Here is a 25,269-nt window from a genome sequence, read left to right on the forward strand (position 1 = left end):
CCCGGCTTCCTGGACACGAACAAAAAAATGGCGGACAGCGCTAGGAGCAAAACACCCAGCCCCACCGACGCGATGGCTTTGCGATTCTGTCGCCAGTATTGCATGGACATAAATCTATTGTGTGCATATTTAACATGAAAATAGGCCAGAAAACTCCATACGCAAGGTCGATAAAACGAAAAAACCGGCCACCTCATTGATGGGACCGTAAATCGATCGGCATCGATTCGGAAACTTCCTCAGGCGCGAGAAAGACGCCTGCTCGGCCGGTCGCGGCGGCCTGCCCTCTGCGGCCGGGGATGACGAGGTTGCCGTTGGTGACCAGCATGAACCGCTCCAGAGCCGGCACGATCACGTGCACGGCGGTGACCCCGCCGGGGAGAACGCACACCGTACGGTGGTAGGCCGGGTAACCCCGCGCGGCCAGCATCGCGGCCACCTTCTGCACCTGGCCGCCGGGAGTCGCGACCACCTCGGCGACCTGCGGGAAGGGGACCACACGCGCCTCACGCAGGAGACCGGTGAGATCGAACCGCCCGCACGCGTGCAGATCCGGGTGCCCAGCCAACCCGGCCAAATCGCTCTGTGTGGGGGCGCTCGACAGCCTCTCGCCGAGGGTGGTCTGGATCAGCTCCGTGAGAGCGCGCCAGGCGGCGTAGGCCGGGCTCAGCGAGGTCCCGGCACCGCGCCGGTGCGGATGGAGGGCGGTGGGGGACGTGTACGCCAGCATGGTCGGCACTCCGACATCGCTGGTGATGTCTAGCAGATGCACCGGTGATCCGATCAGCTCTCCCGCCGTCGCGTACGCCCGCGCGAGCCCGTTCAGCAGCGTGTCCGGATCGATCAGCCGGAGCCGCAGACCACCCGCGCCCAGGAAGGCCCGCGCCAGGAGCAGGGACAGGGCGTCCCGCTCGATCGCCTCGTTGAGGGCGTGCAGCAGTGCCTCGGCGGCGGTGACGCCGACGGCCGAGCCGCTGTTGCAGCTGTAGCGCGTCAGGTGGGCGTAGTCGCAGTCGTCCCCGGCCAGTCGGCGCAGGCGCGCGGCACCGGTCTCGACGTACCAGGGCGCGAATAGGAACAGCGGTACCAGCGCCTCCGCTCCCCCGCCGAGGGCTCGATAGCGCAGGCAGGCCATTCGCCGGCCGGGCATCCGGGCCAGCAGCAGTGCGCAGACGTCCTCGCGCAGCGGTCCAGCGGCGATCTCGGCCGGCGCGGCAGGTTCCATGCCGATGGGGTCGAACCCCGCCGGGCCAGTAAGGAAATGCTCGACGGCCTCGAACAGCGCGCCCACGCGGGCCTCTTCTGGGTGCCCCTTCCCCATCCCGCACGCGACCGGGGAAACCTCCCCTGCGCCGCCGAGCAGCTCGCACCACCAGGCGGTCGGATCGCGGCCTCCTCCCGCGTCCGCGAGCTCCGCCCGCAGGCCCAGCGCGGCCAGCGCCGCCTCCACGCGCCTTCCGGCCTCGCCCAACGGCACCGACCGCTCCACCTCGCAGAACGCCCGCTCCACCGTCTCCGCGCCGTGCGGCAGGGCGCAACCCCATGCCCACCGCTGAGATTCCGGATCCCGATATGGCCTACTGCTCGCCATCGCCGGACATCGCGGACGACAGTTCCTCCAGTCGGTCGAGTTCGGCCTGAGTCAGATGCTGATTCGGCCTGTCCAGCGACTCGACCGGCACATAATCGACGACATTTCCCATGAGACTCCCCCTCCACCATCATCTTGATTGCCGCTCCACCTCGACAAATACCATAAAAATAAACATAAGTCGTTTAATGACATATTTACGCATGCAGGGGCTTAACTTAACCTCGGATTCCGCGATGAGGGGACATGGTCGGGCTCTTTCGCATCGGGTCACGCGGGAGCAAAGGCGTACTTGTGGTGACGCCTCTTCCCCGGCCGAGCCACGGCAACATGTGGCCTTCCGTCTCCATGTCAGGTTCAAGCGACCTATACAGGCGGTCAATTTGCCCATCGCTCCCTGGACGCTAGCTCGGCGCAACGCGCATATTTATTGTGATATGCCCGTTTTAGTGGGATCGTTGAAACTTGGAGTGGCGGGTCGCTATGGATATATCAACAAAAGTCCGGGAAAATAAGCTGGAGCGGACGAAGGCGGCCGCCGAGCGCTACCGCTGGAGCGGGTCCGACCGTTATGACGCCTGGCGGAGGCAGAAGCGGGGGGAGGCGTTCCCCGACTCGCCAGAGATGCTCGCGGCCCGCGCCGCTCGCCTCATCCAGCGCAATGGGGTGCCGGTCGAGGCGGCGATGGAGGCCATCCGTGCCGACGGCCTGGATCGGCCAAGGATGTACGAGCGCGTCCTCGGAGTGGCCAAAGACCTGCAGGCGTGGAGCTTCCTGCCCCGTGGCGTGCGGGCCGCACGGACCGTCGCACGGATCTCGGTCAGCGAGAACGGCCGCGAGATCCCGCTCGGCACCGGCTTCCTGGTCTCACCGAGGCTGCTGCTGACCAATCACCACGTGTTCCCCGACATCACGGCGGCACGGTCGGCCTTCGTGGAATTCGACGCTCAGGTCACCATCGACAACGCCCCTGACGTGTCCAAGCGGTTCGCCCTCGCCCCGGACACTCTCTTCATCGCCGACTACGATCTCGACTTCGCCCTGGTCCTGGTGAGCCCCGATTCCGATGGCCGACCCTCAGGGGAGACGTTCGGCTGGAACAGGCTCAGTGTTCAGACGGGCAAGCTGGTCATCGGAGAGCCGGTGAACATCATCGGGCATCCCGGCGGCCGGCTCAAAGAAATCTCCATCCGCGAAAACCGGCTGGAGGCGCGGTTGGACGACTTCATTCAGTACCAGACCGACACCGAGCCCGGCAGTTCCGGCTCCCCGGTATTCAACGACCAGTGGGAGGTGACGGCACTCCACCACAGTGGCGTGCCCAGGACCGACGACCAGGGACGGATCCTGCGGCGCGACGGGCAGATCTGGCAAGAGGGAGACGGGGACGACGCCATTGACTGGATCTCCAACGAGGGCGTGCGCATCAGCGTCATACTCAAGCATCTGGCCAGGCTGCCGCTCGACGACGCTCGCCTGACGTTGCTGGCCGAGATGGGGTCAGAGTCAGGGCTCCAGGACGGCACCGCCGCTCGGGCCGTCGTCATCGGCTTGGTCCCGCCTCCCGCCTCTTCGGTTGACGGGCTGTCCGTCGAGACAGACGTACGAGTGGCTGCCACGCACGTCCGGACCGCCGCGGCCGGCGTCGGTCTGGCCGCCGACCCGACCGCGTTCGGCGGATCCAGGCACCTGGTCTTCCTGCACGGCCGCGGCCAGCAGGGACACGACCCCGAGCGTCTGCGCCGGTACTGGACCGCCGCGTTGAACGGCGGACTCACCCGCGCACATCTGCCCACAATCGCGCCAGCCGACGTCTGGTTCCCCTTCTACGGGCCCCAGCTCGTCCAGGCCATGCAAACCCGGGAAGGCATCCCCTACTCGCCGCGGGAGATCGCCGGCGATCTCGTCGAGGCGGCCGCACCGGGATCCGGTACCACGCGTCGACTGTACGAGCAGATGATCATCGAGGCGGCGGCCCGGACAGGCCGGCCCGCCGAACAGCCGGCCAGGGAGGAAGGGCTGAGCGATGCCGTACACCAGGGGTTGAGCTGGCTGGCCGACACCACCAACCTGGATCGGCTGTTCATAGCCGCGATCTTCGCCGATGTGGCCGCCTACCTCGACAACCAGCGGATCCGGGATACCGTTCTGAACTGCGTGCTCCAGACGATGCCGCAAACCGGCCAGTTGGTCCTGGTCAGCCACAGCCTAGGCACGGTGGTCGCCATGGACCTGCTCACCCGGCTCGACCCGAGTGTCGAAGTCGAACTTCTCGTCACCGCCGGCAGCCCGCTCGGGCTGGACAGCGTCTATCAGCGCCTGCTCACCGGCGGGCCCCAGCGTCCAGACCAGGTGGCCCACTGGTTCAACGCTTGGTGCCCCAGCGATCCGGTCTCCATCGGCTGCCCGCTGAGTGACCACTGGCAGGGGGAACTGGTCGAAACCCCGGTCGCCAACCCCGCAGGCCATACCCACGACATCGAGGAGTACCTCGCTCACCCGGAGGTCGCCCAAGCGATCGGAGCCTCGCTCACCTCGCCGACCCCGGTATGACGCCCGGCGGCGCCGCAACGGGACGGACGTCCCTGCAAAGGCCACCATGCGTTCGATGAAAGGAGAGACGGAGCCATGACGACACTCAAGGTCACGACGGTCAACGGCGAGTGGATGAACGACTGGTTCACCCTCGACGCTCAGCCAGCGGCCTTCAAGCCGACATTCTCCCGCGATGGAGAGCAAGGAGTAACGGCGGAGGCCGCCGGCCGCCTGGCCGGACTGATCTCCGCCATCAACGCGGACATCGTCGCATTGGTGGAGGCGCCGAGCCGCACGGCAGAGCTGGCATTGTTCATCGAGGAGTATCTGACCGTCGACGGCACCGCCACGTATGACTTCGTGCAGGGCGATTCTGGTGGGAGCCAGAAGCTGGCCCTGTTGTTCAAACCCGACCGTGTCGCGGGCGCCCTCAGCCCCTCGGACGAGGTGGCGCCGTTCATCGAGCCGTGGCTGGCCGACGTCGACGGTGACGCGGTTCTCGACGAGTACGCGTTCACCAGGAACCCGCTGTGCTGCACAATCGATGTCGCCGGTATCAAGTTGCAGGTGGTGGTCGCACATCTGAAGTCGAACTTCATCAATCAGGGCAGCGAGATGTGGCATGACCCCGCGCGGCGGCCGGAGTTCATCCGGGCCGCGTTGCGGAACCGGCGGCGGATCGCCAACGAGGCGATGCGCATCCGCCGGGCCACGGAGCAGCGCATGGACGCCGATCCGGCCTCGGCGATCATCGTGCTCGGAGACCTGAACGACGGCCCCGGCCAGGACTACTTCGAGGAGTTGTACCTCGCGCACAACGTCACCGACATCCTCGTCGGCTCGCCGTACCGACCCGAGCGACTCTTCGGCCACGCCCAGGCCGATGTCCCTGAGGACCAGCGCTACAGCGCCGAGTTCGACGATTTCGTCACCGACGAGGCGCACCGGCGCGTGCTGCTGGACCACGTCCTCCTCTCGCCGGCCCTGACGAATGGCGTCTCACCACTGACCAAGGTGCCAGGATCCGGTCTCGTCGAACATCACGCCTGGGCCGCTCAGATCGCCGGCGACGGATCCGCACGGGACCATCGGGCAACCGATCACCGCCCGGCCAGCGTCACCCTCACCCACTCCTGAATCGATACCGGCCACCAACACCACCGACCGCGTGACCGCTGCACGGTAGCCTTGCTCCGCCTGCCGCCCGGCCGATCTCCGGCGCGACGGCGACACGAGCGAGCGGTTGCCGCGAGCGGGCACCGGCCGGCCCGTTGACGAGACACCTCAGGTGGAGCCGGTCGAGATTTTGCGAGAAGCGTTCGTCTTACCCGGGCCTTGTCGAGGTTCCATACTGACTCCTTGACATGAGCGTCGGGAGGCCGGATGTTGTACGGACGCGGGGCCGAGCAGGCCGAGGTCGACGCGCTGCTCGAAGCCGCCCGGGCCGGTCGCAGTGGCGCGGTCATCGTCAAGGGCGAGACCGGCATCGGCAAGTCGGCGCTCCTCGACTACGCCGCTGAGCAGGCCGCCGGTTGGCCGATGCTGCGCACGCTGGGTGTGGAGTCGGAGAGCGAGCTGCCGTTCGCCGCCCTCCATCTGCTCCTGCGGCCGGTGCTCGGGCACGTCGAGCGGTTGCCGCCCGGCCAGGCGGCGGCGTTACGCGGTGCGATCGGGGCGGCGCCGGCCGGGGTGGCCGACCGGTTCCTCGTCGGGCTGGCCGCGCTCACGCTGCTGTCGGACCTGGCCGGAGACGGGCCCATCCTGTGCCTGATCGACGACGCGCAGTGGCTCGACGACGCCTCCGCCGACGCGCTGCTGTTCGCGGCCAGGCGGCTGAACGCCGAGGGGGTGGTCATGCTGTTCGCATCCAGGGACGGCGCGGCCGCCCCAAGGCCCGGTCCGATGGCCGCGCCGGGTCCCGGAGCGATGGCCATGCCGCCACCCGGAGCGGTGACCGCGCAGCGCCCCGGAGCAGTGACCGCGCCACCACCCGGGGCAGTGACCACACCGCGTCCCGGTGCAATGACCACGCTGGGAAAGACTTCCATGGGAGCGTTCGCCGCGCCCGGAGTGGCATCGTCGCGCATGGAACCGGTGGCCGCGCCCGGAGTAACCCGGCCGCGGCTGGAGGCGCTTGCCTCGACCGGGGTGGCCGAGCTGCGGCTGGGGCGGTTGGAAGAGGTGGCGGCCGAGGCGTTTCTGGCCGAGCGGGCCGCTGATCTGGCGCCGCAGGTGCGGCGTCGGATCCTCGACGAGGCGGCGGGCAATCCGCTGGCGCTGATCGAGTTCGCCGCCGTGCTGACCCCCGAGCAGCGCGCGGGGCGGTTGAGCCCGCTGCCGTTCGCGGGTGAGTCGGGGCCGCTGTCGCAGCGGGTGCGGAACACGTTCGAAGCCCATATCGACCGGTTTCCCGAGCCGGCCAGGGCGGCCCTGCTCGTCGCGGCGGCCGATGACACCGGGGATCTCGATCTGGTGCTGCGGGCCGCCGCTCGTCTCGGCGCGACGGTCGCGGACCTGGCGCTCGCCGAACGCGAGGAGCTGATCCAGCTCTCGGCGGCCGGGCTGTCGTTCCGGCATCCGCTGATCAGGAGCGCGGCCTACCGCGGCGCCCCGTACTTCCGCCGAGTCGCCGCCCACCTGGCACTGGCGGAGTCACTGAGCGACCAGACGGCGGGGTGCCTGGGCGACCCGACGGCCAGGTCCCTGACCGGCCAGGTGGCCAGGTCCCTGAAAGCCCGGCCGGCCACACCTCTGCCCGGCCGGGCCGCCGCACCCCCACCTGACCGGACGGCCCCGCCTCTGGGCGGTCAGGCGGCCCCACCCCTGAAAACCCGAACGCCCGCACCCCTGCACGACCGGACGGCCCCGCCCCTGGGGGGTCAGGCGGTCGAGTCTCTGGGTGGTCAGGCGCGGGCCGATCGGCGGGCCTGGCATCGGGCCGCCGCCGCTACCGGTCCGGATGAGGAGGTTGCCGGGGATCTGGAGCGCGCGGCCGTACGGGCACGCGATCGGCAAGGATCGGCCGCCGCGTCCGTGGCGTACGAGCGGGCCGCCGACCTCACCGCCGACACCGGCCACACGGCGCGCCGGCTGATCGCGGCGGCGGAGCTGGCGGTTCAGGCGGGGCAGCTGAAGCGGGCCATCGGGCTGGCCGACCGGGCGGCGCCGTTCGCCACGACTCCGACCGAGCACGCCGGACTTGCCCGGGTACGTGCTTGCGTGGAGGTGGAGCAAGGCTCGCCGAGCGCGGCGGGCCGGCTCCTCACCGAGGGCGCCGACCACGTACTGACGGCCGACCCCGCCCTGGCGGCCCGCATGCTGGCCGAGGCGATCCACTACGCCTCCTTCGCGGCCGACCCGAAGCTCGCCCACGACGCCGACCTCCGGCTCGCCGCGCTCCCGCTACCCAAAGAACCGCTCCTCGCGGGAATGGCGGTAGGGGAGGACCTACCCGTGGGAGATGACTCCCCCGCCCGCACGACGTCCGAGCTGCAGCCGCTGGCCACGGAGACGACGGTCGTGGCACGGCCGGTGGAGGGCGTCTCCCGCACAACGGCCGAGCTCGCCGCGGGGATGGCGGTCGTGGCGCGGCTCGTGGCGGGGCAGGCTGTGGCGGATGTCTCGCCCATCCGGGCGGTCGGCGCGCTGGCGGACGAGTTCGGCGAGTTGCTGCCGCTCATCACCTCCCTGAGCGTCGTCTCGGGCGATGAGGTGACGGCACACCGGCTGGCCGGGGCGCTGGTCGCGCGGTGTCGGGAGCACGGTCTGATCGGTGTGCTCCCCCAGGCGCTGGCGCTGCTCGCGCAGGCTCAGCTGCTGCGCGGCAGGCATCGCGAGGCGTCGGCCGCCGCGTCGGAGGCGCTGAGCGTGGCCGCCGACATCCATCAGGCCCATCGAGCCGGCCATGTGCACGGCCTGCTCGCCTGGCTGGCCGCGGTCGGCGGTGAGGAGGGGCGCTGCCAGGAGCTGGCGGCGAAGGCGGACGGCGACGTCGAGGCCACGCGGGCGCTCGCCGCCTGGGCGCTGGGGCTGTCCCAGTTGGGCTGGGGGCGGGCCGGGGCCGCTCTCGACCAGCTCCAGACGGCCGGTCAGCGCCATCCCGTGGTCGCGCTCTACGCGGCGCCCGATCTGGTCGAGGCGGCGGTCCGCGCCGGGCGGGAGGATCTGGCGGTGCGGGCGGCGGCCGGGTTCGAGGGGTGGGCGACGGTCGTGGACCGCCCGTGGGCGACCGCCGTCGCCGCCCGGCTCAGGGGGCTGCTGGCCCAGGGCGACGAGGCGGGCGAGCACTTCGCGCGGGCTGTGGCCGTACCCGCTGATCAGCCCTTCCAGCAGGCGCGCAACGAGCTGCTGTACGGCGAGTGGCTCAGGCGCGCGCATCGGCGTTCGGACGCGCGGCTACGGCTGCGCGCGGCCCTTGAGGGGTTCGACGCGCTCGGCGCGGTGCCGTGGGCCCGGCGCGCCCATGGCGAGCTGGAGGCGGCCGGTGCGGCCGCCGTGTCCAGGAGCGGCGGCCTGCTCGACCGGCTGACGCCGCAAGAGCGCCAGGTGGTACGGCTGGCGGCGGCGGGATTGTCCAATCGGCAGATCGGCGCGCGGCTGTTCCTCAGCCCGCGTACGGTGGGACATCATCTGTACAAAGCGTTTCCCAAGCTCGGCGTGGCCTCCCGCGCCCAGCTCACCGGCCTCGACCTAAGCAGGTGATCGCGGCTACTTAGTCGCGAGCCGGCATGACCGGGGCGGTGCCGTCCACCGACCGATTCGCAGGTGATCGTCCGCGTTTTACCGTGCTTCCGACCTCACGGAAACGGAGAGCGTGGATGCACAGATCACTCAGATCCGGTTTAGCCCTGCCGCTGGTCGGGGCCATGATCGCAGCCGCCCTGATCGCCACCGCACCGGCCGCCTCCGCCGCCGCGCCCGCGCGGAGCGACGGGCACCGGATCACCCTCATGGTCCACGGGTTCGACCGCGAGGCCGACACCAACTGCGCCAGCTCCTGGAAGGACGCCGAGAACCTCCTGAACGCCAACGGCTGGGGCGACGTCGTCACCTTCGGCTACTACAACAAGGCCACCAACTGCGACCTCAGGCTCCAGGGGACCACCGACACGCGCATCCAGGAGATCGGCCGCCAGTTCGCGTGGACCGTCTACTACCTGTACTCCAGCCATGACGTGGCCATCGACGTCGTGACGCACTCCATGGGCGGCCTGGTCGCGAAGGCGGCCATCGAGGGCGTCAACAGGTACGGCGTGGGCAAGACGCCGCCCGACCTGAGCGGACTGACGGTCGACAAGAACAACATCGGGGCGACCGTGTGGCCCATCGCCTGGCCTCCTTACCTGTACATCGAGGACATGGTCACACTCGCGACGCCGCACCAGGGCATCGGCAGCGCCCTGGTGACCGCGTGCGCCATCACCCACGAGCAGTGCAGCGACATGCGCCCGGGCAGTGGCTTCCTGAGCTGGCTGGGGAAACAACCACTCTCCCAAATGGGTACGGACTACACCTTCCTCGCCTCTAGCCACGACGACACGGTCAGCGCGGACTCGGCGACCAACAAGCGCACTGCCCATCATTGGGCGCTTTATGACAAGAACGCGGACGGCGGGACGCTGAGCCACACCGCCATGCGGACCACCTCGACCGGCGCATGGCAGGCCTCGTGGGGCGGGCAGCTGAGCGACGCGGGTACGGGCTCATACCCCGCGCCGCTCCTGCGGATGATGGACGGCCTGTACGACCAGCAGGCCCAGTAGTCCGGAAACGACGATCGGCACGCCGTCACGAGGACAGCGTGCCGATCTGCTTGCGGGGCTACTTGAGGCCGTAGGCCCGGGTGATCGTCTGGTCGATGGTGTTGCCCTCGGCGTCCACGCCCTGGGCGCGGATGCCCACGGTGCCGTTGGTGGCGGACAGGGCGGGGTGGGCGATGGTCGCGGTGTAGGAGGTGGCGTTCTTCTTGGAGGTGGTGACGGCCTTCCAGTGGGCGCCGTCGTCGTAGGTGACCGAGAGCTTCAGGCTGCCGAGGCGCGCGTCGGGCACGTCGTAGGAGCCCTGGTAGCCGGTGACCGTGATCTTGTGCGGTCTGGCCGCCGCGGTCTTGTTGTCGAGGTCGAGGTCCAGGTCGTAGCGGAGGTTGAGCCTGCGGACCGGCTCGCACGGGGTGAGGGTGCTGGCGAAGAACCAGCCGAGGCACAGGCCGTCGTTGAGCGTCTGCATCCCACCGGTCGGACGCTTCGACTTGAACGTCCACTCCGTCGCCACGTCGGTCGCGTACTGCTGCGCCGGCTGCGGAGTGTGGAACTTGTCGGTGAGGCGATAGCGGGACTCGCCCTCCGGCAGGTTGAACCTCGGCATCTGGATCAGGATCGGGCCGCTGGTCCCCGATTCGACCATGGGGATCTCCTGGCCGTCACGGTAGAGGTGCAGCTCGTCCTTGCCGCCGCGCGTCTCGTCGAACCGCGCGTTCCAGGTGAACGCCTCCTGGTGGTTCGGCCCCGGGCCCAGGATCGGCAGGGCGGCCACGAACATGTCGCCGGTGCGGCAGGGGAAGCACGTCGTGGTCCCGGTGGCGCGGGTCAGGTCGGAGAACACCGGGGTGCCGGGCACGCGCGGCTGGGCGCCCCACTCCTCGGTCTTCTCGCCGGCCGACGGGTAGACGTCCACGGCGGTCGCCCACATTCCGAAGGTCCGGCCGTTCTCGCTGCCTCCGTCGGAGTAGGCCAGCTGCGTCTCGCGGGTCCACGACACGTCCGGCGAGACCGGCCCGACGTACTCGGTCACGGCGGTCCGCGCGGGCCAGGAGTAGCCGAACCGAGAACCGAGCAGCCAGCCGGGGTGGGTCACCACGGTCGCCCCCCAGAACATGGAGGCGGTGGCGGGCCGGTCGGAGTGCAGGCGGTTCTCGATCTCGTAGAGGTTCCGCTTGCCGAGCTCGTAGTCGACCTTGGCCGGGACCCGGCCGCGCTCGTGGAGCATCAGCGAGTAGATGTACGGGGTGGCGGTGATGCCCTCGGCCTGGACGCTCACCGGCCGCTTGGCGAGCTGGGCGGCCAGGGCGCGGCCCTCGTCGGCGGTCAGGCTCATGGTCGGGATCGGGTAGACCGGCCAGGACTTCGTCAGTTCGAGGAAGGCCCGGTTGACCGCCCCGTAACCGAGCACCCCGGCGGCGCCGGCGTCGGCCGCGGCCTTGACCCGGTCGAGCGCGTTGCCCGTGCAGGCGTTGTCCGGGCACAGGTCGGACAGGTCGAGCAGGACGAGCTTGCCGCGTACGCCGGCGCCGGCGAGTTCGGCGGCCTGGCCGCGACCCCCGGACACCAGGGTGAGCGTGCTACGTCCGTTGAGCTTGGGAACCACAGGGTCCAGGTTCTGGTAACGGGGATGCAGGGTGAGCCGGTCGGTCTTCATGCTGATCACCGGGGCGCCGCGCAGGATCTGTCCCGCGACGTCGAAGGTGCCCTGGGTGACCGAGCGGGTGGGCAGCAACCAGTAGTTGTGCAGCCCGTAGGCGGGGGTGGACTCGAACCGGACTGCCCCGATGCCGTTGGCCGCCTCGCGCTCGTAGAAGTACTGGGAGTCGTAGACCTCGGTTGGTTTCGGGGTGCTCTGGGTGACCTGGCGGGCCTTGCGCAGGTCGAGGGTGATCGTGGTGTCCTTGGTGGCCGTGAACTCCGGCTGCGACGGCAGGGCGAGGTTCCACTGGCCGTCGGTTCCGCGCCAGCTCACGCCGGAGTTCACGCTGAAGGTGCCGGCGTAGACCTGCGTCTCGGACTCGGTGCCGCTGTCGGGGTAGTAGACGAAGTCGAGGTCGTCGCGGTCGTCGGTCCGCAGGATCGCCCACGGGATCGGCTGCACGTCGGTCGCGCCGTCGGGGAGCACCATCTTGGTCCGCACGGTGACCTTCGCCGGCTCCACGAACGCGCCCACCGCGGTGCTCACCGTCACGGCGCCGCTCGCGTCGGCGGCGTGCACGAACCCCTCGTACCAGGTGGCCGGGCCCGACGGGTCGAAGGTGACGGCGACGGGCGCGGTGCCGTGCGCCGGGACGGTGACCGTGTCGTGGTCCAGGGTGAGCGTGCGCGCGGGCGCGTCGCCGCCCTTGTGGGCCGTGACGCCGGACTTCAGGGTCAGCGTCACCGGCTGGTCGCCGCCGTTGGTGTAGGTGATCGTCTTGGTGACGGGGTCCTTGTGGGGGTAGGCCAGGACGCCGAAGTCGAGGTTGCCGGACGCGCTGACCGCCTGCCGTACGGCTCGCGCCACGTCCACGCGCCCGGAGCCCTGCTCGTACGCGCCGAAGCCGTCGTCGTGGGCGGTGCTGACGAGCGCCGCCTTCAGTTGGGCGCCGGTCCAGTCCGGGTGCTTCTGGGCCAGGAGCACCGCGGCGCCGGACACGTGCGGCGTGGCCATGGACGTGCCGGACGCGCCGGTGTACTTGTCGTTCACCACCGAGCCCATCGACGTCCCTGCGGCCCTGGCGGCCACGATGTCCACGCCGGGGGCGACGAGGTCGGGCTTGAGGCTGTAGTCGCGCAGCACCGGGCCCTTGCTGGAGAACGGGGCGAGCTTCTCCGACCCGTCGACCGCGCCGACGGTGAGCGCCGACGCGGCCGAGCCCGGTGTCGCGATCTTCCGGTTGTCGTAGTCGTTGCCCGCCGCGATGACGAACAGCGACGTCGACTGCGCGCTGAGGTTGTCGACCGCCTCGCTCAGCGGGTCGGGCCCGGCGTAGCAGCAGGCGCCGGCGCTGATGCTGATCACCCGGGCCTGCTGGGCGACCGCCCACTCCATGCCGGCGATGATGCCGGACGAGTCACCGCTGCCGGCCTTGTTGAGCACCTTGCCGACGAGCAGGGACGCCTTCGGCGCGACGCCGGTGTACTTGCCGTCGGAGGCGGCCCCGTTGCCGGCGATCGTGGAGGCGACGTGGGTGCCGTGCCCGTGGCCGTCCTGTACGTCCGCCTCTTCGGTGAAGTTCGCGGTCGCCGTGATGCGGCCGGCGACGTCGGGGTGGGTGGTGTCGATGCCGGTGTCGAGGACCGCGACCTTGACGCCCTCGCCCTTCAGGCCGGCGGCCCACACCTCCGGGGCGCCGATCTGCGGCACGCTCTTGTCGAGTACGGCCTTCACCTTGCGGTCGAGCCAGATGGCCGACAGACCTCGGTCGAGCGAGGCCGTAACGCCCTTGTCCGTCGCCGGGCGGTCGACGGCGGTCCAGAACTGCCCGACCGCCTTCTTGTCCACCCGCACGGCGGCGCCGCCGACGCTGGGCAGGCCGAGCGGCTCGGCGGTGGCGGGCAGCGCGTCGGCCTGCTGCGACAGTGTCTTCGCCGCCTGCTTGGCCTGACCGTACTGGACGATCAGCGGCAGGCTGGCGCTCTCCTTGTCGGTGTAGCCGTTCGCCGACAGGTAGGCGACGTCGAACAGGGCCTTGTCCAGGCGGCCCGAGGACACCAGGCCCATCACGTCGGAGGGGTAGACGTAGTAGGAGTTACGATCGCGCACGGCGATGAAGGTCACCGGGGCGCCGTCGGGACGCCGGGCGGGGGTGACCCGGTGGCGCGGGCTGCCGTCGGGGGCGGTGTCGTAGGCGACCACGTCGCCGGTGATCAGGGTGATCTTCGCCGCGTCCGCGGCCGGTGTTCCGGACGACTCGACGGCGGCGGCGGTCTGGCCGGAAAGGGCGGGTGCGGGGGTGGCCGAGGGCGATGGCTGTACGGCCATGCCGGTCGACAGCACCAGCCCCATCGCTAAAAGCCCGATGGACGGGCTTCGCCATCGTTGACGAGTCATGGTTCTCCTCGCGGGATAGCAGGCATGATCGACTCTCCCGAACCATGACATGTCAAGAAATATCCTGAAAAGATGACTCGTCGTCCTATTCCCGCCAATGACGGGAAAAGGACGACGAGGGCGCCGGGTTGTGGGTGATCATGGTGAGATGCTGAGCATCCTCGGCCTGTCAGCGGCGGAGCAGGCCCTCTACGAGGCTCTGGTCGAACACTCCCCCGTCACCCTCGAAGAGCTGGAGCGGCTCGGCGGCACCTCGGGACTGGCCGTCGGCCTGGAGGAACTGGGGCTGATCGCCCGCCTGCCCGAGGATCCGCCCCGCTTCATCGTCGTACCGCCGGAGATGGGGCTGGACGCGCTGATCCGCGAGCGGACCCGCGCGCTGGCCGAGGCCAGGCTGCGGGTGGCCCAGCTGTCCACGCGCTATCACCTCACCACACCCGACCAGGAGTCGGCCGGGCTGGTGGAGGTGGTGATCGGGCGGGAGGCGGTGCTGCGCCGGTTCGAACAGCTCCAGCGCGGCACCCGGCGCGAGATCCGGATGTTCGACGCGCCGCCGTACGCGGGCGTCGTGGGCGGCAACACGCAGGAGTTCGACCTGCTGAACCGCGGCGTCGACTACCGGGTGGTCTACGACAGGCGGGCCATCGAGATGCGCGGCACGCTGAAGACCATCGTGGACTACATCGCCGCGGGCGAGCAGGTGCGCGTCGGCGACGTCCCGATGAAGCTGGTGCTCAGCGACTACCCCATGGCCCTCGTGCCGCTCCGTCACGACCTGCAGATGGTCGAGTCGGCGCTGGTCGTACACGACTCGACGCTGCTCGACGCGCTGGCGGCGCTGTTCGAGATGTACTGGGAACGCGCCGTGCCGCTGCACGTCAGCCACGGGCGCGCCCGCCTGCCGGAGACCAGGAGCCCGACCGACGCGCAGCGTGACCTGCTGGCCCGGCTGGTGGCCGGCCAGACGGACAAGGCCATCGCGGCCCACCTCGGCTGGAGCGACCGCACGGTACGGCGTCACGTGCACGCGATGATGATCCAGCTGGACGCCCAGACCCGCTTCCAGGCCGGTTACCAGGCCGTCCTGCGCGGCTGGCTGGCCGACGAGAAGGGCGTACACGATGACCCGGAGTGACGGGAACCACGCGGGAGCGCTCGGCGCGGCCGGTCTCACCCCGGACGAGGAGGCGGTGTACGAGCTGCTCATCGACGGCTCGCCGGCCACCGCCGCCCGGATCGCGTCGCTGGGCACGGCGATCGGCCTGCGCGCCGATCAACTGCCCGCCCTGCTCGCCTCGCTGGAGGCCAAGGGGCTGGTCACCCGCTCCGACGGGCCGGCCCGCTACGCCGCCGTCGCCCCGGAGGCCGCCCTCGACGTGCTCCTGGTCACCGCCGAACGGCAACTGCTGCGGGCCCGCGAACGCGCGGGCGAGCTCGACCAGGCCTTCCAGCGCCGCCGGGCGACCGGGGAGACGCCGCCGGCGGTCGTCGAGGTGGTGACCGGCCAGCGGGCGGTGCAGCAGCGGCACGCCCAGATCCAGCGGGCCGCCTGGCACCAGATGCGCTGCTTCTCCAAGCCGCCGTACTTCGACCCGCCGGGCAGCGTGACGGCGCAGCGCGAGCTGCTCGACCGGGGCGTCACGAGCCGCATGATCTACGAGCGGGAGTTCGTCGACCGGGTCGGGGCACTTCGGCAGATCGAGACCATGGTCGGGGCGGGCCAGCAGGCGCGGGTGCTGCCCAGCCTGCCCATGAAGCTCTACCTCATGGACGACCGGTTCGCCCTGTTGCTGCTGCGCCACCACCCGGACGACCCCGACGCCGACGCCGCGCTGGTGGTCCACCCGTCCGGGCTGCTGGAGGCGCTGAGCAGGCTGTTCGAAGGGCTGTGGCAGCGGGCGCTGCCGCTGCGCCTGCGGCCTCCCGCGCCCGGCACCGCACCGCCCGCGCGAGCGCGTCCCTCGGCGCACGACGACGAGCGGTTGATCGCGCTGCTGGTGGCCGGGCTGACCGACGAGGCCATCGCCCGCCAGCTCGGCGTCGGCTACCGTACGGCCGAGCGGCGCATCGCCGATCTCATGAGCCGGCTGGGCGCCCACACCCGCTTCCAGGCCGGCGTCCAGGCCGCCTTCCGCCATCCCCCACCGCCGGAGGGCTGAGGCTCAGCGGTCCAGGCATTCGGGCGAGGGGGCGAGGCGGGCGGACATGTTGCGCTCCATCATGCGCAGGGCCGCCTGGCCGAGGTCGTGGTGGATGGCGGCCACGCAGTCGGGCGGCACTCTCAGCGCGAAATGCCGTACGTAGGCGTCCAACGCGCTGTAGAGCACGCACTGCTCGGTCACCTGGCCGGCCAGCACGACGGTGTCGACCTCGGTCCGAGCCAGGAGGTACTCCAGCGCGGTGCCGTAGAAGGCGCTGTGGCGGACCTTGGGGAGGAACGCGCACTCCGGCGGCGGCAGGAGCGGCTCCACCAGGTCCGGGCGGCGGCCCTCGCGGGCCCGGGACTCGATCTCCCGCCGATCTCTGGTGAAATCGCCGTAGTTGTCGTTGACGTAGACCAGCTCGACGTCGTCACGGGCACGCGCCTGCGCCACCAGTTTCGCCATCGGTTCGACGGTCTTCTCCACGTGGCGGCACAGCTGTTCGGCGTCCTGGTGTTCGTACGGATTCAGCATGTCGATGATGACCAGCGCGGTTCTTGCCATACGTCCTTACTGTCCACGACATGCAGTTTTACCCGACGCCGGGCAGACGGCACTCCCGGACGAGGGAACGGAGAAGCTCCATGGACGCCATCGTGTTGCTCAAGGACGACCACAAGACCGTCGAAGGGCTGTTCAAGAAGTTCGAGCAGGCCGGGGAGAAGGCCTACGCCGAGAAGCGCCGCATCGTGGACAAGTTCACCAAGGAGCTGGTCACGCACGCCCACATCGAGGAGGAGAAGGACTGGTTCCCGCAGGTCCGCGCTGCGATGGGCCGCAAGGAGCTGCAGGAGCTCGGCGAACGCATGGAGGCCGCCAAGGCCGAGGCGCCCGCCGAGCCGCTCGCCGTCAAGAGCGCCGCGCAGTAGGCCGCCCGCTTCCCCCCGTGACGAGGTGCTCGACGAACAGGGCCGCGGCCGCCGTGGGAGTGGGCAGCGGGTCCCAGGCCAGGCCGATCGGGCGGTGCTGGGCCGGGACGAGCGGGAGGTAGGCGGGGTCGTCGTGCTCCAGCGAGGCGGGGAGCGGCAGGACGCCCACGCCGAGCCCGGCGCCGATGAGGCCGCGTACGGTGGCGATCTCCTCGCTCTCGAAGGCGATGACCGGCTCGAACCCCGCCTCCTCGCACAGCCGGTCGATGACCCGGCGCAGGTCCGTGGTCGGGGCGAAGGCGACGAACGGCTCGTCGCGTACGTCGGCGAGCGTCAGCCCCGGCGCGGCGGCGAGCGGGTGCTCGACCGGCAGGGCGAGGCAGAGCCGCTGCTCGCGTAGCGGGTGCCAGCGCGCGGTGTTGCCCTCCGGTGGCGGGGTGACCAGGGCGGCGTCGATGTCGCCCTGGGACAGCCGGGTGAACAGCTCCCTGGCGAAGCCCTGGTGCAGCTCGAAGCGGATGCCTGGCGCGACGGCCCGCAGGTCGCGCAGAACCTCCGGCACCAGCCAGCGGCCCACCGAGTGCAGGAAGCCCAGCCGGATCAGACCGGTGTCCGGGTTGGCCAGGGCGTCGATGCGACGGCGCGCGCCGCCCAGCTCGTCCACGGCGCGGGCGGCGTGCTCGCGGAACAGCAGGCCGAACCGGTTGAGCGCGAGCCGGCGCCCGTGCCGGTGGAACAGCTCGACGCCCAGGTCGGCCTCCAGCCGGGCGAGCGCCCGCGACAGCGTGGACTGGTTGATGCCCTCCATCGCGGCGGTGTCGCGCATGTTCTCCGTGTCGCACAGCGTCAGGAACCAGCGCAGGGTCTGCAGCTCCATCTCATGATGATGCTCTCCACGCATCAGCTCCGTCAAATTCTGCATTTTGCGCATCAGGAATGATCGGGCACGATCGACGGGTGATCTCGCCTCTCGAGTCAGGGGATCGCGCCTCCCTCCGGATCAGGTACGGGCTGATGTTCGGCGGGCTGGCCAACTTCCTGGCGCTCTACTATGTCCAGCCGCTGCTGCCCGGCGTCGCCGAGCGCTACGGGGTCTCGGCGTCGGCGGCGACGGCGGTGCTGTCGCTGGCGACGATCACGATGGCGGTGGCGCTGCTGTTCGTCGGGCCGATCTCGGACCTGGTGGGCCGCGTGGTGATCATGCGGTGGTCCTTGACCGCGTCCGCGGTCCTGGGCATCGCCACCGCGTTCGCGCCGAGCTGGCACTCCCTGCTGGTGCTGCGGGGGCTGCAGGGCGTCGCGCTCGCCGGGCTGCCCGCGGTGGCCCTGGCCTACCTGCGCGAGGAGGCGCCGCCCGGCACCCATCTGCGGGCCAACGCCACCTACATCACGGGCACGGCCCTGGGCGGGGCGGCCGGCCGGCTGCTTCCCGGCCCGGTCCAGGCGGTGTGGGGATGGAGCGGCGCCAGCGCCGTCGTGGGCGTCGTCACCCTGCTCTGCGCGATCGGCCTGTGGGTCCTGCTGCCGCCGTCGCGGCGGTTCGACCGGTCCAGTCCGCGGCTGCGCAGCGTGCTGCGCAACACCGTGCTCACCCTGCGCGACCCGGCCCTGGTGGCGCTGTGCCTGGTGGGGGCGGCGACGATGGGGGCGTTCGTCGGGCTGTGCAACGCGCTGACCTTCCGTCTGGAGGCCGCGCCGTATCTGCTGGGCGGCGCGGGCGCGCTGGTGTTCCTGGCCTACCCGGTGGGCGTGCCAGGACCGCTGGCCGCCGGGCGGCTGGCACTGCGGCGCGGGCTCGGCCTGGCCGCCCTGCTCGGCGTCGCCCTCCTGCTGACCGGTACGCTGCTGACCGCCGCGCCCCAACTGCCCGCCATCGTGATCGGACTGGCCATGGTGACCTTCGCCTTCCTCGGCACCCACTCCCTGGTCAGCGGCTGGGTCTCCGACCGCGCCCACCGGGTCGGCGTCGGCGTGGGCCAGGCCGCGGGACTTTACCTGCTGGCCTACTACGCCGGCAGCTCCGTCTTCGGCTCGGTGGCCGCCTACCGGTGGCAGACGGGCGGCTGGCCGAGCGTGATCACCGTTTCCGTCGGGCTGCTCGTCGGCGCCGCGTTCCTGCTCGACCTGGCCCGCCGCTTCGACACGCGATCATGCCGGTAGCCGTCGCCGGGGACGGCGTCGCCGTCTCGTACCAGACCCGTGGCCAGGGCGAGCCCCTCGTCCTGCTGGCCGGGCAGGCCAATTCCCACCGCTGGTGGGACGGCGTCAGGGACGACTTCGAAGGCCGCCACACCACGGTCACCCTCGACTACCGCGGCACCGGGGACAGCGACAAACCGGACGTGCCCTACACCACCCGGGGGTTCGCGGCCGACGTCGTGGCCGTCCTCGACCATCTGGGCGCCGACCGGGCCCACGTGTACGGCACGTCGATGGGCGGCCGCGTGGCCCAGTGGCTGGCGGCCGACCATCCGCACCGGGTGGGGTCGCTGATCCTCGGGTGCACCTCGCCCGGCGGCGCGCACGGCTTCGAACGGGACAACACGGTGAAGAGGTCACTGGCCCAGCCCGACAAGCAGGCGGCCCGGCAGGCGCTGCTGGAGCTGATGTACACCCCGGCCTGGCTGGCCACGCACCCCGGCCCGTACACCACCCTGGGCGATCCCGGCATGCCCGCCTTCGCCCGGCGGCGGCACCTGGCCGCCAGCGCCGGGCACGACGCCTGGGACGCGCTGCCCGGCATCACCGCGCCCACGCTGATCGTCCACGGCACCGATGACGTCTTCAACCCGGCGGCCAACGCGCCCCTGCTCGCGGGCCGCATCCCCGGGGCGGGGATCCGGCTCATCCCCGGCGCCAGACACGCCTACTTCGAGGAGTTCCGCCAGGTAGCGGGCCCCGCGGTTCTCGACTTCCTGGCAGGCCGCTGATCAGTCGATCATGACCACCGTGTTGGCGGCCAGGTCGTGCAGCGCCTGCTTGCGGCTGGTGAACACGATCCAGACGAGATCGATCACGGTCACGCCCACCGCGACGAAGAAGCCGGACATCAGCGCGCGACCCGCCGCCACGGCGGGGGTGAGCCGGGCGCCGTCCTGCCGCACCACGCGGATGGCGAACGCCTTCTTGCCGACGGTCCGTCCGTTGCAGTAGCCGGTCAGCAGCCAGTGGTAGGCGTACCACACCAGCGCCCCGGCGATCAGCCGGCGCCAATCCAGGTTGACGACGTAGTCGGCGAAGTCCTTCGGCTGGAAGACTCCCGACCGCGCCAGAAGAGGCCAGGTGAGCACGCCCACGAGGACGACATCGTAGATACCGGCGAACAGCCGCCGCCAGCGTCCCGCGATCAACTCCGGCACGAGATAGCCGTACGGCGGGCCGTCCTCCATGGATCCACTCCCCCGAAGTGAGTAGCGGTCTTTCCCCGAAGGGCGTTCCATCTCGTTCCACAGACCCGGCATGCCAGAATCGAGCTGCCAGAACGCACCTGAAAGGACGATGACCATCCCCGCCGACCGAAACGCCGAGCCCACCGCGAGCCGGACGGCCGTGGTGAGCCGGACGGGCCCCAAGCGTAGCGAGAGCATCCGGCTCGCGGTGCTGAACGCCGCCGACGATCTCCTGGTCGAGCGGGGGTTCAACGGGGTGACCATCGAGGGCATCGCCGCCCGGGCCGGTGTCGCCAAGCAGACCGTCTACCGCTGGTGGAAGTCCAAGGTCGACATCCTCCTCGACACCCTCGCCGACGACGCCCGCGACGCGCTGGCCTGGCCGGGCGGCGAGGGGGACGCCGAGGAGGAGCTGGAAGCGCAGCTCCGCCGGATCGCGGGGTTCTTTCAGGAGCCGGCGGGCCAGGTCCTGCGGGCGCTGCTCGGCCATGCCCAGACCGACCAGGCGACCGCGCGGGCGCTGCGTGAGGGGTTCCTGCGCGAGCAGCGCGAGCGCGACCTGCTGGGACTGCGCGCCGTACTCGAACGCCACACCGGCCGCCCGGTGCCCGAGCCGACCGTGGACGCCCTGCTGAGCGTGCTGCTCGGCCCGCTCTACTACCAGGCGCTCGTCCACGGCGACCCGCCCACTCCCGAGCTCCTGGACGCCACGGCCCGCCACGTCCTCCAACTGGCCCTCACCACCCCCTGAACCTGGCTGTGCGCAGCCCCGCACCAGACGGCAGCGTCCGGTCGTCTCCCCACGTCCGCGGGCTGCTCACCTCTTGCTCTGCTCGACGATCTTCTCGTCGATGCAGTCGGCGAGCCGTATCTCAAAGACGGTGTACTCGCGGATCCCGCCGTCCTCCTCGTACGTCCTGATGCCGTCGCCGAAGCGGCGTCGCACCGCCTCCAGCGCCGGTGCGACCTCGCGGGAGGCCGCCAGAGCCGCGGGCGGCATGCCCAGCAGCACCTCGAGCAGGCGGCTGAAGCCTTCCGTCTCGTCGTCCTCGTGGTAGACGACAAGGTCGGCCCGCCGCCGGACCTCGGCGGCGATCGTGTCGGCCGTCTCCGGGAGGCCGATCGCCCGCAGGGCCGACTCCGCCTGGTGCCGGGTGTCCCGGTAGATCTCGTCGTCCTCCAGCACGGCCAGCAGGGTCGGCGTCGCGGGCGCCGCGGCCGCACCGGCCTGCCTGAGGGCGTACATCAGCCAGTACTTGGTCGACTCGTCTCCGAACCAGTGGTCGGCGTCCTCGCGGGCAGGGAGGGGGAACGCGCGGAGCGCCGCGTGCACCGCCGGGACCGCGGCGGCGCCCCGCTCGCCCAAGGTGGCCGCGGTCAGCACACCGAGGAAGGTGCCGGCCTCGGGCAGGCTCGCGACAAGCTCCTCCGTCGAGGACTCGCCCTCGCCGGTGAAGTACGCCAGTAACCGCTCGGCGGAACCATGGCCGTCGTGACGATCGAACATCTGGTGGAGGGCGGTGGTGGCCTTGGCCTCGTCGATCTCCGCCAGCGCGATCACCGCGGCCTCCCGGGCAGCCGGGTCCGCACCGTTCACGATCAGGTCCGCCAGCGCGTCCACCGCCGTACCGTGCCAGGCTTCGTCGAGGTCGCGCGAGGCCAGCTCTCGGACTGCGGTCACGCTCGCCGGGCCGTCGTCCCAGTGGTGGCGGACGTCATCGAGCAGGGTCTCCACGTCGCCGCCGTCCATCGCCCAGGAGGGGTGGCCGACGCGTCGCGGCACGAGCCCGGCATGGCCGGACCAGTGGAGAACGTGGACCTGGCCGCCGCGCCCGCCGATCAGCCAGCACCGCCCGTCCGGTGTGCCGGCCACCTGGGTCAGCTCCCTGGGGCCGGAGGGCGTGGGGGGCGTGAAGCGGCCGACGGGCCCACGGCCGTGCAGCCGCCAGAGCGCGGCCGTTCCCTCCTGGGAAACCGACATCACCAGGTCAGTGCGGGTGGCGAGTGCCAACGCCCGGACGCGGCCGCCATGCGCCTGAACGCGCCCAAGGCAGTGGCCCGAGCGGGCATCCCACCACGACAGCGAACCGTCCCGCCCGCCGAGCACCACCAGCGGCAGGTCCGGATGCGCCACGATCGCGGTCGGCCGGGCTGACGGGACGAACGCGGTCACGACCGCCCCGGTCTCCGCGTCGAGAACGACCACCCGGCCGCGCCGCGGGGACACCACGAGCCGCCACCGGTCGCAACAGCGCGTCAGCCGCTGATCCGCCGCATCGCGTCCGCCGAAGGCCCACACGAGCCCGGCGTCGCCGTAGGTCTCCCCGCGAGGCCGTCGCCAGGCCTCGATCCGGCCCTCGTCACTGCTCACGACGATCAGGCCGGAGCCGGTGCGCCCCAATGCCATCGGGGAATCCGACTTGATGCCGCCGTAGAGGGGGCCGAAAACGCCCAGCCAGCGAAGGTCTCCGCACTGCCTGAGTACCGTCTCCCGGTCCGAGGACGTGAGGAACCGCCCCCCGTCCCAAGGGAGTTGCCGCCATTCCAGGGCCTCGGCGGTCACCGTCCACAGCGAGGCCGATGGGCCTGTGGTCAGCAACGTGGGCCGCTTGGCGTCGCCGATGAACACGGCGCTCTCCACAGGCCCGCCTTGCAGCCCGCCCACATAGGCGGTCAGCAGGCCATGGCGCAGATCCCACAGCCGGACCTCGCCGCAGCGCGCGCCGGTCGCCCCGATCCGTCCATCCGGGGAGACCGCGACCGCGGTGACGGCGTCGCCGTGGTCCTCCGACGCTCCGATGTAAAGATCACCTTCGTCGGGCATCCCCGAGAGGTAGCACATTTCGAACGGGTCCGGCGACTCGAAATCCGGCGAACGGCCGCGAGCGGCCCGGTAAAACCAGAGATAGGAGCCCTCGCGACCGCGTTCTGACGCCGTTCAAGCCGCTCCCAGACCTGTGGACACTTCTATTCAGACCGGAGTGCATGGTCTTATTTGCTAAATTGCTTGCGCAATGGGGCAGATCTTGCCAACGGGGAGGTTTAATGCGCAGGTGGACTGCTCCATCCGTGATCGGCTGGACAATCGCGTCGATCGTTCTGCCGGGTGCCGCGCATGTGCGTGCCGGACGCAAGCGCACCGGTCTGATCATGATGGGGATCTTCGGTGTGCTGCTGATCGGTGCCGTGATCGCGCTGATCAACGTCAAGGCGCTGGCCGGCCTGCTCCTCGACCCGACCTGGCTGACCGTGATCATGAGCCTGTGCGTGGTGGGCGGGCTCGCATGGGCCGCAGTCGTGATCAGTTCCTACATCGTGCTGCGTCCCAGCAAGCTCGGCAGCCGGGGTCAACTCGCTACGGGCGCGGTCGCGGGCCTGCTCGCGGTAGCCGTGGCACTGCCGTTCGGACTGGTCGCCACCACTGCCCACACCTCCGACGACGCGATCGGCTCCGTCTTCAAGGCTTCACCGTCCCAGCCGATCGATCACAAGGATCCGTGGCGAGGACGTGATCGGCTCAACATCGCGCTGCTGGGCGGCGACGGCGCGGCCTCCCGCAAGGGGGTGAGCATCCGCACCGACAGCATCAACGTGGTCAGTATCGATGTCCACACCGGCGACTCAGTGGTCTTCGCGCTACCGCGGGAGTTGGAGAACGCACCGTTCACGCCGGGCTCCGCACTGGCCAGGCGATTCCCGCCGCCGAAGAACTTCTGGCTGCCACCGGGTCAGGGCCGCGGCTCCGCCGACCTGATCAACGGCATCTGGGCCTACGCCGACATGCACCCCGAGGTCGTGGGCCACTCCCCCGACCGCGCCCCGGAGGCGACCAAGAACGCGCTGGGCCAGATCCTCGGCATCAAGATCGACTACTACATGCTGGTCAACATGTGGGGCGTGGCGCGCCTGATCGACGCACTCGGCGGCGTCACCATCAACGTCGAGCAGGACATCTGCTACGGCGTGGGCCGCGCCGACGGCGGCGTGGTCAAGGCCGGCAACCGCACCCTCAACGGCACCCAGGCTCTCTGGTACGGCCGGGCCCGCGACCATCCGGGCAGCACCTGCGCGGGCGGCGACAACCGCACCCGGATGCGCCGCCAGCAGTGCGTGATGAGCGCCATGCTCAACCAACTCAACCCGAGCAACGTGCTGCTGAAGTTCAACGCCCTGGCCAAGGCGGCCAAGGAGACCTTCCGCACCGACGTCCCGCGTGGCCTGCTGCAGGACCTGGTCCCACTCGCCCAGCAGGTCAAGACCGCCCGGGTGTCCAAGCTGAACTTCGTTCCGCCCGCCTACAACCCGGCGTACCCGAATTATCCGCTCATCCTCAAGACAGCGAAGGCCGCCATCGCGCGCTCCCGCGGTTCGAACCAGACTGTCCGCGCCGAAGGCGCCACCCCTTCTCCTTCCAGTACGGCTACCGCCACGCGCTCGCCGCGTCAGGGCGTCAAGCAATCCAGTCGGCTGGACACGCTGGGCTCGTCATGCGTGCCCACGAACAAGGGAACCTAGCCGGCCTGGCAGGTGACCCGGCCTTCCTCTACAGCCTGTAGAGTATGCGCGATATTCGGGTGAAGGGTGGAGCATGCTGCGCTGGTTCCGGGTCGTGGCGGTGGCCGAGGCTTGCTCGTGGGCGGGGCTGCTGGTCGGGATGTTCTTCAAGTACGTGGCCGCGACCGGCGAACTCGGGGTCAAGGTGTTCGGGCCGATCCACGGGGCGCTGTTCGTGCTGTACGTGGTCGGAGTGCTGCTCTCGGCACGAGAGGCGGGCTGGAGCCGAGGCGCGGTGGTGCTGGGCCTGGCGTGCGCGGTGCCGCCGTTCACCTCACTGTGGTTCGAACGGCGAATGGCGGCGCGCGCGATGGCCGGTCAACCCGCCTGACCCG

The 25,269-nt window shown here is 70.5% G+C and carries 19 protein-coding genes; 12 read left to right on the forward strand and 7 right to left on the reverse strand.

Features of this window, described 5'->3' with window-relative positions; genetic code table 11:
• Positions 1-193: 193 nt before the first annotated feature.
• Both AB0B91_RS24805 and AB0B91_RS24810 read right to left on the reverse strand, forming a co-directional pair.
• Positions 194-1,591 (reverse strand): YcaO-like family protein, encoded by a 1,398-nt coding sequence (locus AB0B91_RS24805; RefSeq protein WP_358323859.1) that lies wholly within the window; start codon positions 1,589-1,591, stop codon positions 194-196.
• On the reverse strand, positions 1,578-1,703 hold the full coding sequence (locus AB0B91_RS24810; RefSeq protein ID WP_358323862.1) for a hypothetical protein: 126 nt from the start codon (positions 1,701-1,703) through the stop codon (positions 1,578-1,580). Before AB0B91_RS24810 ends, AB0B91_RS24805 begins: the two co-directional genes overlap by 14 nt.
• 371 nt (positions 1,704-2,074) lie before the next feature.
• On the opposite strand from AB0B91_RS24810, the gene AB0B91_RS24815 reads away from it, so the two are divergent.
• The 4 genes from AB0B91_RS24815 (at position 2,075) to AB0B91_RS24830 (ending at position 9,888) form a co-directional block, all read left to right on the forward strand.
• Positions 2,075-4,144, forward strand: a complete 2,070-nt coding sequence (locus AB0B91_RS24815; RefSeq protein WP_358323865.1) for a serine protease — start codon at positions 2,075-2,077, stop codon at positions 4,142-4,144.
• A gap of 75 nt (positions 4,145-4,219) precedes the next feature.
• Positions 4,220-5,263 carry an endonuclease/exonuclease/phosphatase family protein gene (locus tag AB0B91_RS24820; RefSeq protein WP_358323868.1) on the forward strand — a complete coding sequence of 348 codons (1,044 nt, stop codon included), beginning with the start codon at positions 4,220-4,222 and terminating at the stop codon, positions 5,261-5,263.
• Between the two features lie 246 nt (positions 5,264-5,509).
• Positions 5,510-8,827, forward strand: a complete 3,318-nt coding sequence (locus AB0B91_RS24825) for an AAA family ATPase (RefSeq protein WP_358323871.1) — start codon at positions 5,510-5,512, stop codon at positions 8,825-8,827.
• A gap of 116 nt (positions 8,828-8,943) precedes the next feature.
• A complete protein-coding gene (locus AB0B91_RS24830; protein ID WP_358323874.1) occupies positions 8,944-9,888 on the forward strand; it encodes a hypothetical protein in 945 nt (314 codons plus the stop codon).
• 58 nt (positions 9,889-9,946) lie between these two features.
• On the opposite strand, the gene AB0B91_RS24835 is transcribed toward AB0B91_RS24830, so the two are convergent.
• Positions 9,947-13,921, reverse strand: coding sequence for a S8 family serine peptidase (locus AB0B91_RS24835; protein ID WP_358323876.1), 3,975 nt, complete (start codon positions 13,919-13,921; stop codon positions 9,947-9,949).
• Positions 13,922-14,069: 148 nt separating this feature from the next.
• Between AB0B91_RS24835 and AB0B91_RS24840 the strand changes: the two genes are divergently transcribed.
• Both AB0B91_RS24840 and AB0B91_RS24845 read left to right on the forward strand, forming a co-directional pair.
• On the forward strand, positions 14,070-15,056 hold the full coding sequence (locus AB0B91_RS24840; protein WP_358323878.1) for a LuxR C-terminal-related transcriptional regulator: 987 nt from the start codon (positions 14,070-14,072) through the stop codon (positions 15,054-15,056).
• A complete protein-coding gene (locus AB0B91_RS24845; protein WP_358323881.1) occupies positions 15,043-16,080 on the forward strand; it encodes a hypothetical protein in 1,038 nt (345 codons plus the stop codon). The genes AB0B91_RS24840 and AB0B91_RS24845 overlap by 14 nt, the downstream gene beginning before the upstream one ends.
• 3 nt (positions 16,081-16,083) lie before the next feature.
• Here the strand turns inward: AB0B91_RS24845 and AB0B91_RS24850 are convergent, their stop codons facing one another.
• Positions 16,084-16,626 (reverse strand): isochorismatase family cysteine hydrolase, encoded by a 543-nt coding sequence (locus tag AB0B91_RS24850; protein ID WP_358323883.1) that lies wholly within the window; start codon positions 16,624-16,626, stop codon positions 16,084-16,086.
• Between the two features lie 80 nt (positions 16,627-16,706).
• On the opposite strand from AB0B91_RS24850, the gene AB0B91_RS24855 reads away from it, so the two are divergent.
• On the forward strand, positions 16,707-16,991 hold the full coding sequence (locus tag AB0B91_RS24855) for a hemerythrin domain-containing protein (RefSeq protein ID WP_358323886.1): 285 nt from the start codon (positions 16,707-16,709) through the stop codon (positions 16,989-16,991).
• Here the strand turns inward: AB0B91_RS24855 and AB0B91_RS24860 are convergent.
• Positions 16,972-17,868, reverse strand: a complete 897-nt coding sequence (locus AB0B91_RS24860; protein WP_358323889.1) for a LysR family transcriptional regulator — start codon at positions 17,866-17,868, stop codon at positions 16,972-16,974. The two genes, AB0B91_RS24855 and AB0B91_RS24860, sit on opposite strands and share 20 nt — an antisense overlap.
• 80 nt (positions 17,869-17,948) lie before the next feature.
• Here AB0B91_RS24860 and AB0B91_RS24865 point away from each other — a divergent pair, with 80 nt between their 5' ends.
• Positions 17,949-19,151, forward strand: a complete 1,203-nt coding sequence (locus tag AB0B91_RS24865) for an MFS transporter (RefSeq protein ID WP_358323892.1) — start codon at positions 17,949-17,951, stop codon at positions 19,149-19,151.
• Positions 19,142-19,921 carry an alpha/beta fold hydrolase gene (locus AB0B91_RS24870; RefSeq protein WP_358323894.1) on the forward strand — a complete coding sequence of 260 codons (780 nt, stop codon included), beginning with the start codon at positions 19,142-19,144 and terminating at the stop codon, positions 19,919-19,921. Before AB0B91_RS24865 ends, AB0B91_RS24870 begins: the two co-directional genes overlap by 10 nt.
• Here AB0B91_RS24870 and AB0B91_RS24875 read toward each other — a convergent pair whose 3' ends face one another.
• Positions 19,922-20,380: an RDD family protein gene (locus AB0B91_RS24875; protein WP_358323897.1), complete on the reverse strand. Its 459-nt coding sequence runs from the start codon at positions 20,378-20,380 to the stop codon at positions 19,922-19,924. It abuts the gene before it with no gap.
• A gap of 109 nt (positions 20,381-20,489) precedes the next feature.
• Between AB0B91_RS24875 and AB0B91_RS24880 the strand changes: the two genes are divergently transcribed.
• Positions 20,490-21,131, forward strand: coding sequence for a TetR/AcrR family transcriptional regulator (locus AB0B91_RS24880; RefSeq protein ID WP_358323900.1), 642 nt, complete (start codon positions 20,490-20,492; stop codon positions 21,129-21,131).
• A gap of 66 nt (positions 21,132-21,197) precedes the next feature.
• Here the strand turns inward: AB0B91_RS24880 and AB0B91_RS24885 are convergent, their stop codons facing one another.
• Positions 21,198-23,204: a hypothetical protein gene (locus AB0B91_RS24885; RefSeq protein WP_358323903.1), complete on the reverse strand. Its 2,007-nt coding sequence runs from the start codon at positions 23,202-23,204 to the stop codon at positions 21,198-21,200.
• Positions 23,205-23,449: 245 nt separating this feature from the next.
• Here AB0B91_RS24885 and AB0B91_RS24890 point away from each other — a divergent pair, with 245 nt between their 5' ends.
• Together AB0B91_RS24890 and AB0B91_RS24895 are read left to right on the forward strand one after the other, a co-directional pair.
• Positions 23,450-24,895 (forward strand): LCP family protein, encoded by a 1,446-nt coding sequence (locus AB0B91_RS24890; RefSeq protein ID WP_358323906.1) that lies wholly within the window; start codon positions 23,450-23,452, stop codon positions 24,893-24,895.
• A gap of 73 nt (positions 24,896-24,968) precedes the next feature.
• The gene (locus AB0B91_RS24895) at positions 24,969-25,265 is read left to right on the forward strand and encodes a DUF3817 domain-containing protein (protein WP_358323909.1); all 297 of its coding nucleotides are present in this window, start codon (positions 24,969-24,971) and stop codon (positions 25,263-25,265) included.
• Positions 25,266-25,269: the final 4 nt, after the last annotated feature.

The sequence above is a fragment of the Nonomuraea sp. NPDC049141 genome (genome assembly GCF_040648415.1).
GTDB lineage: Bacteria > Actinomycetota > Actinomycetes > Streptosporangiales > Streptosporangiaceae > Nonomuraea.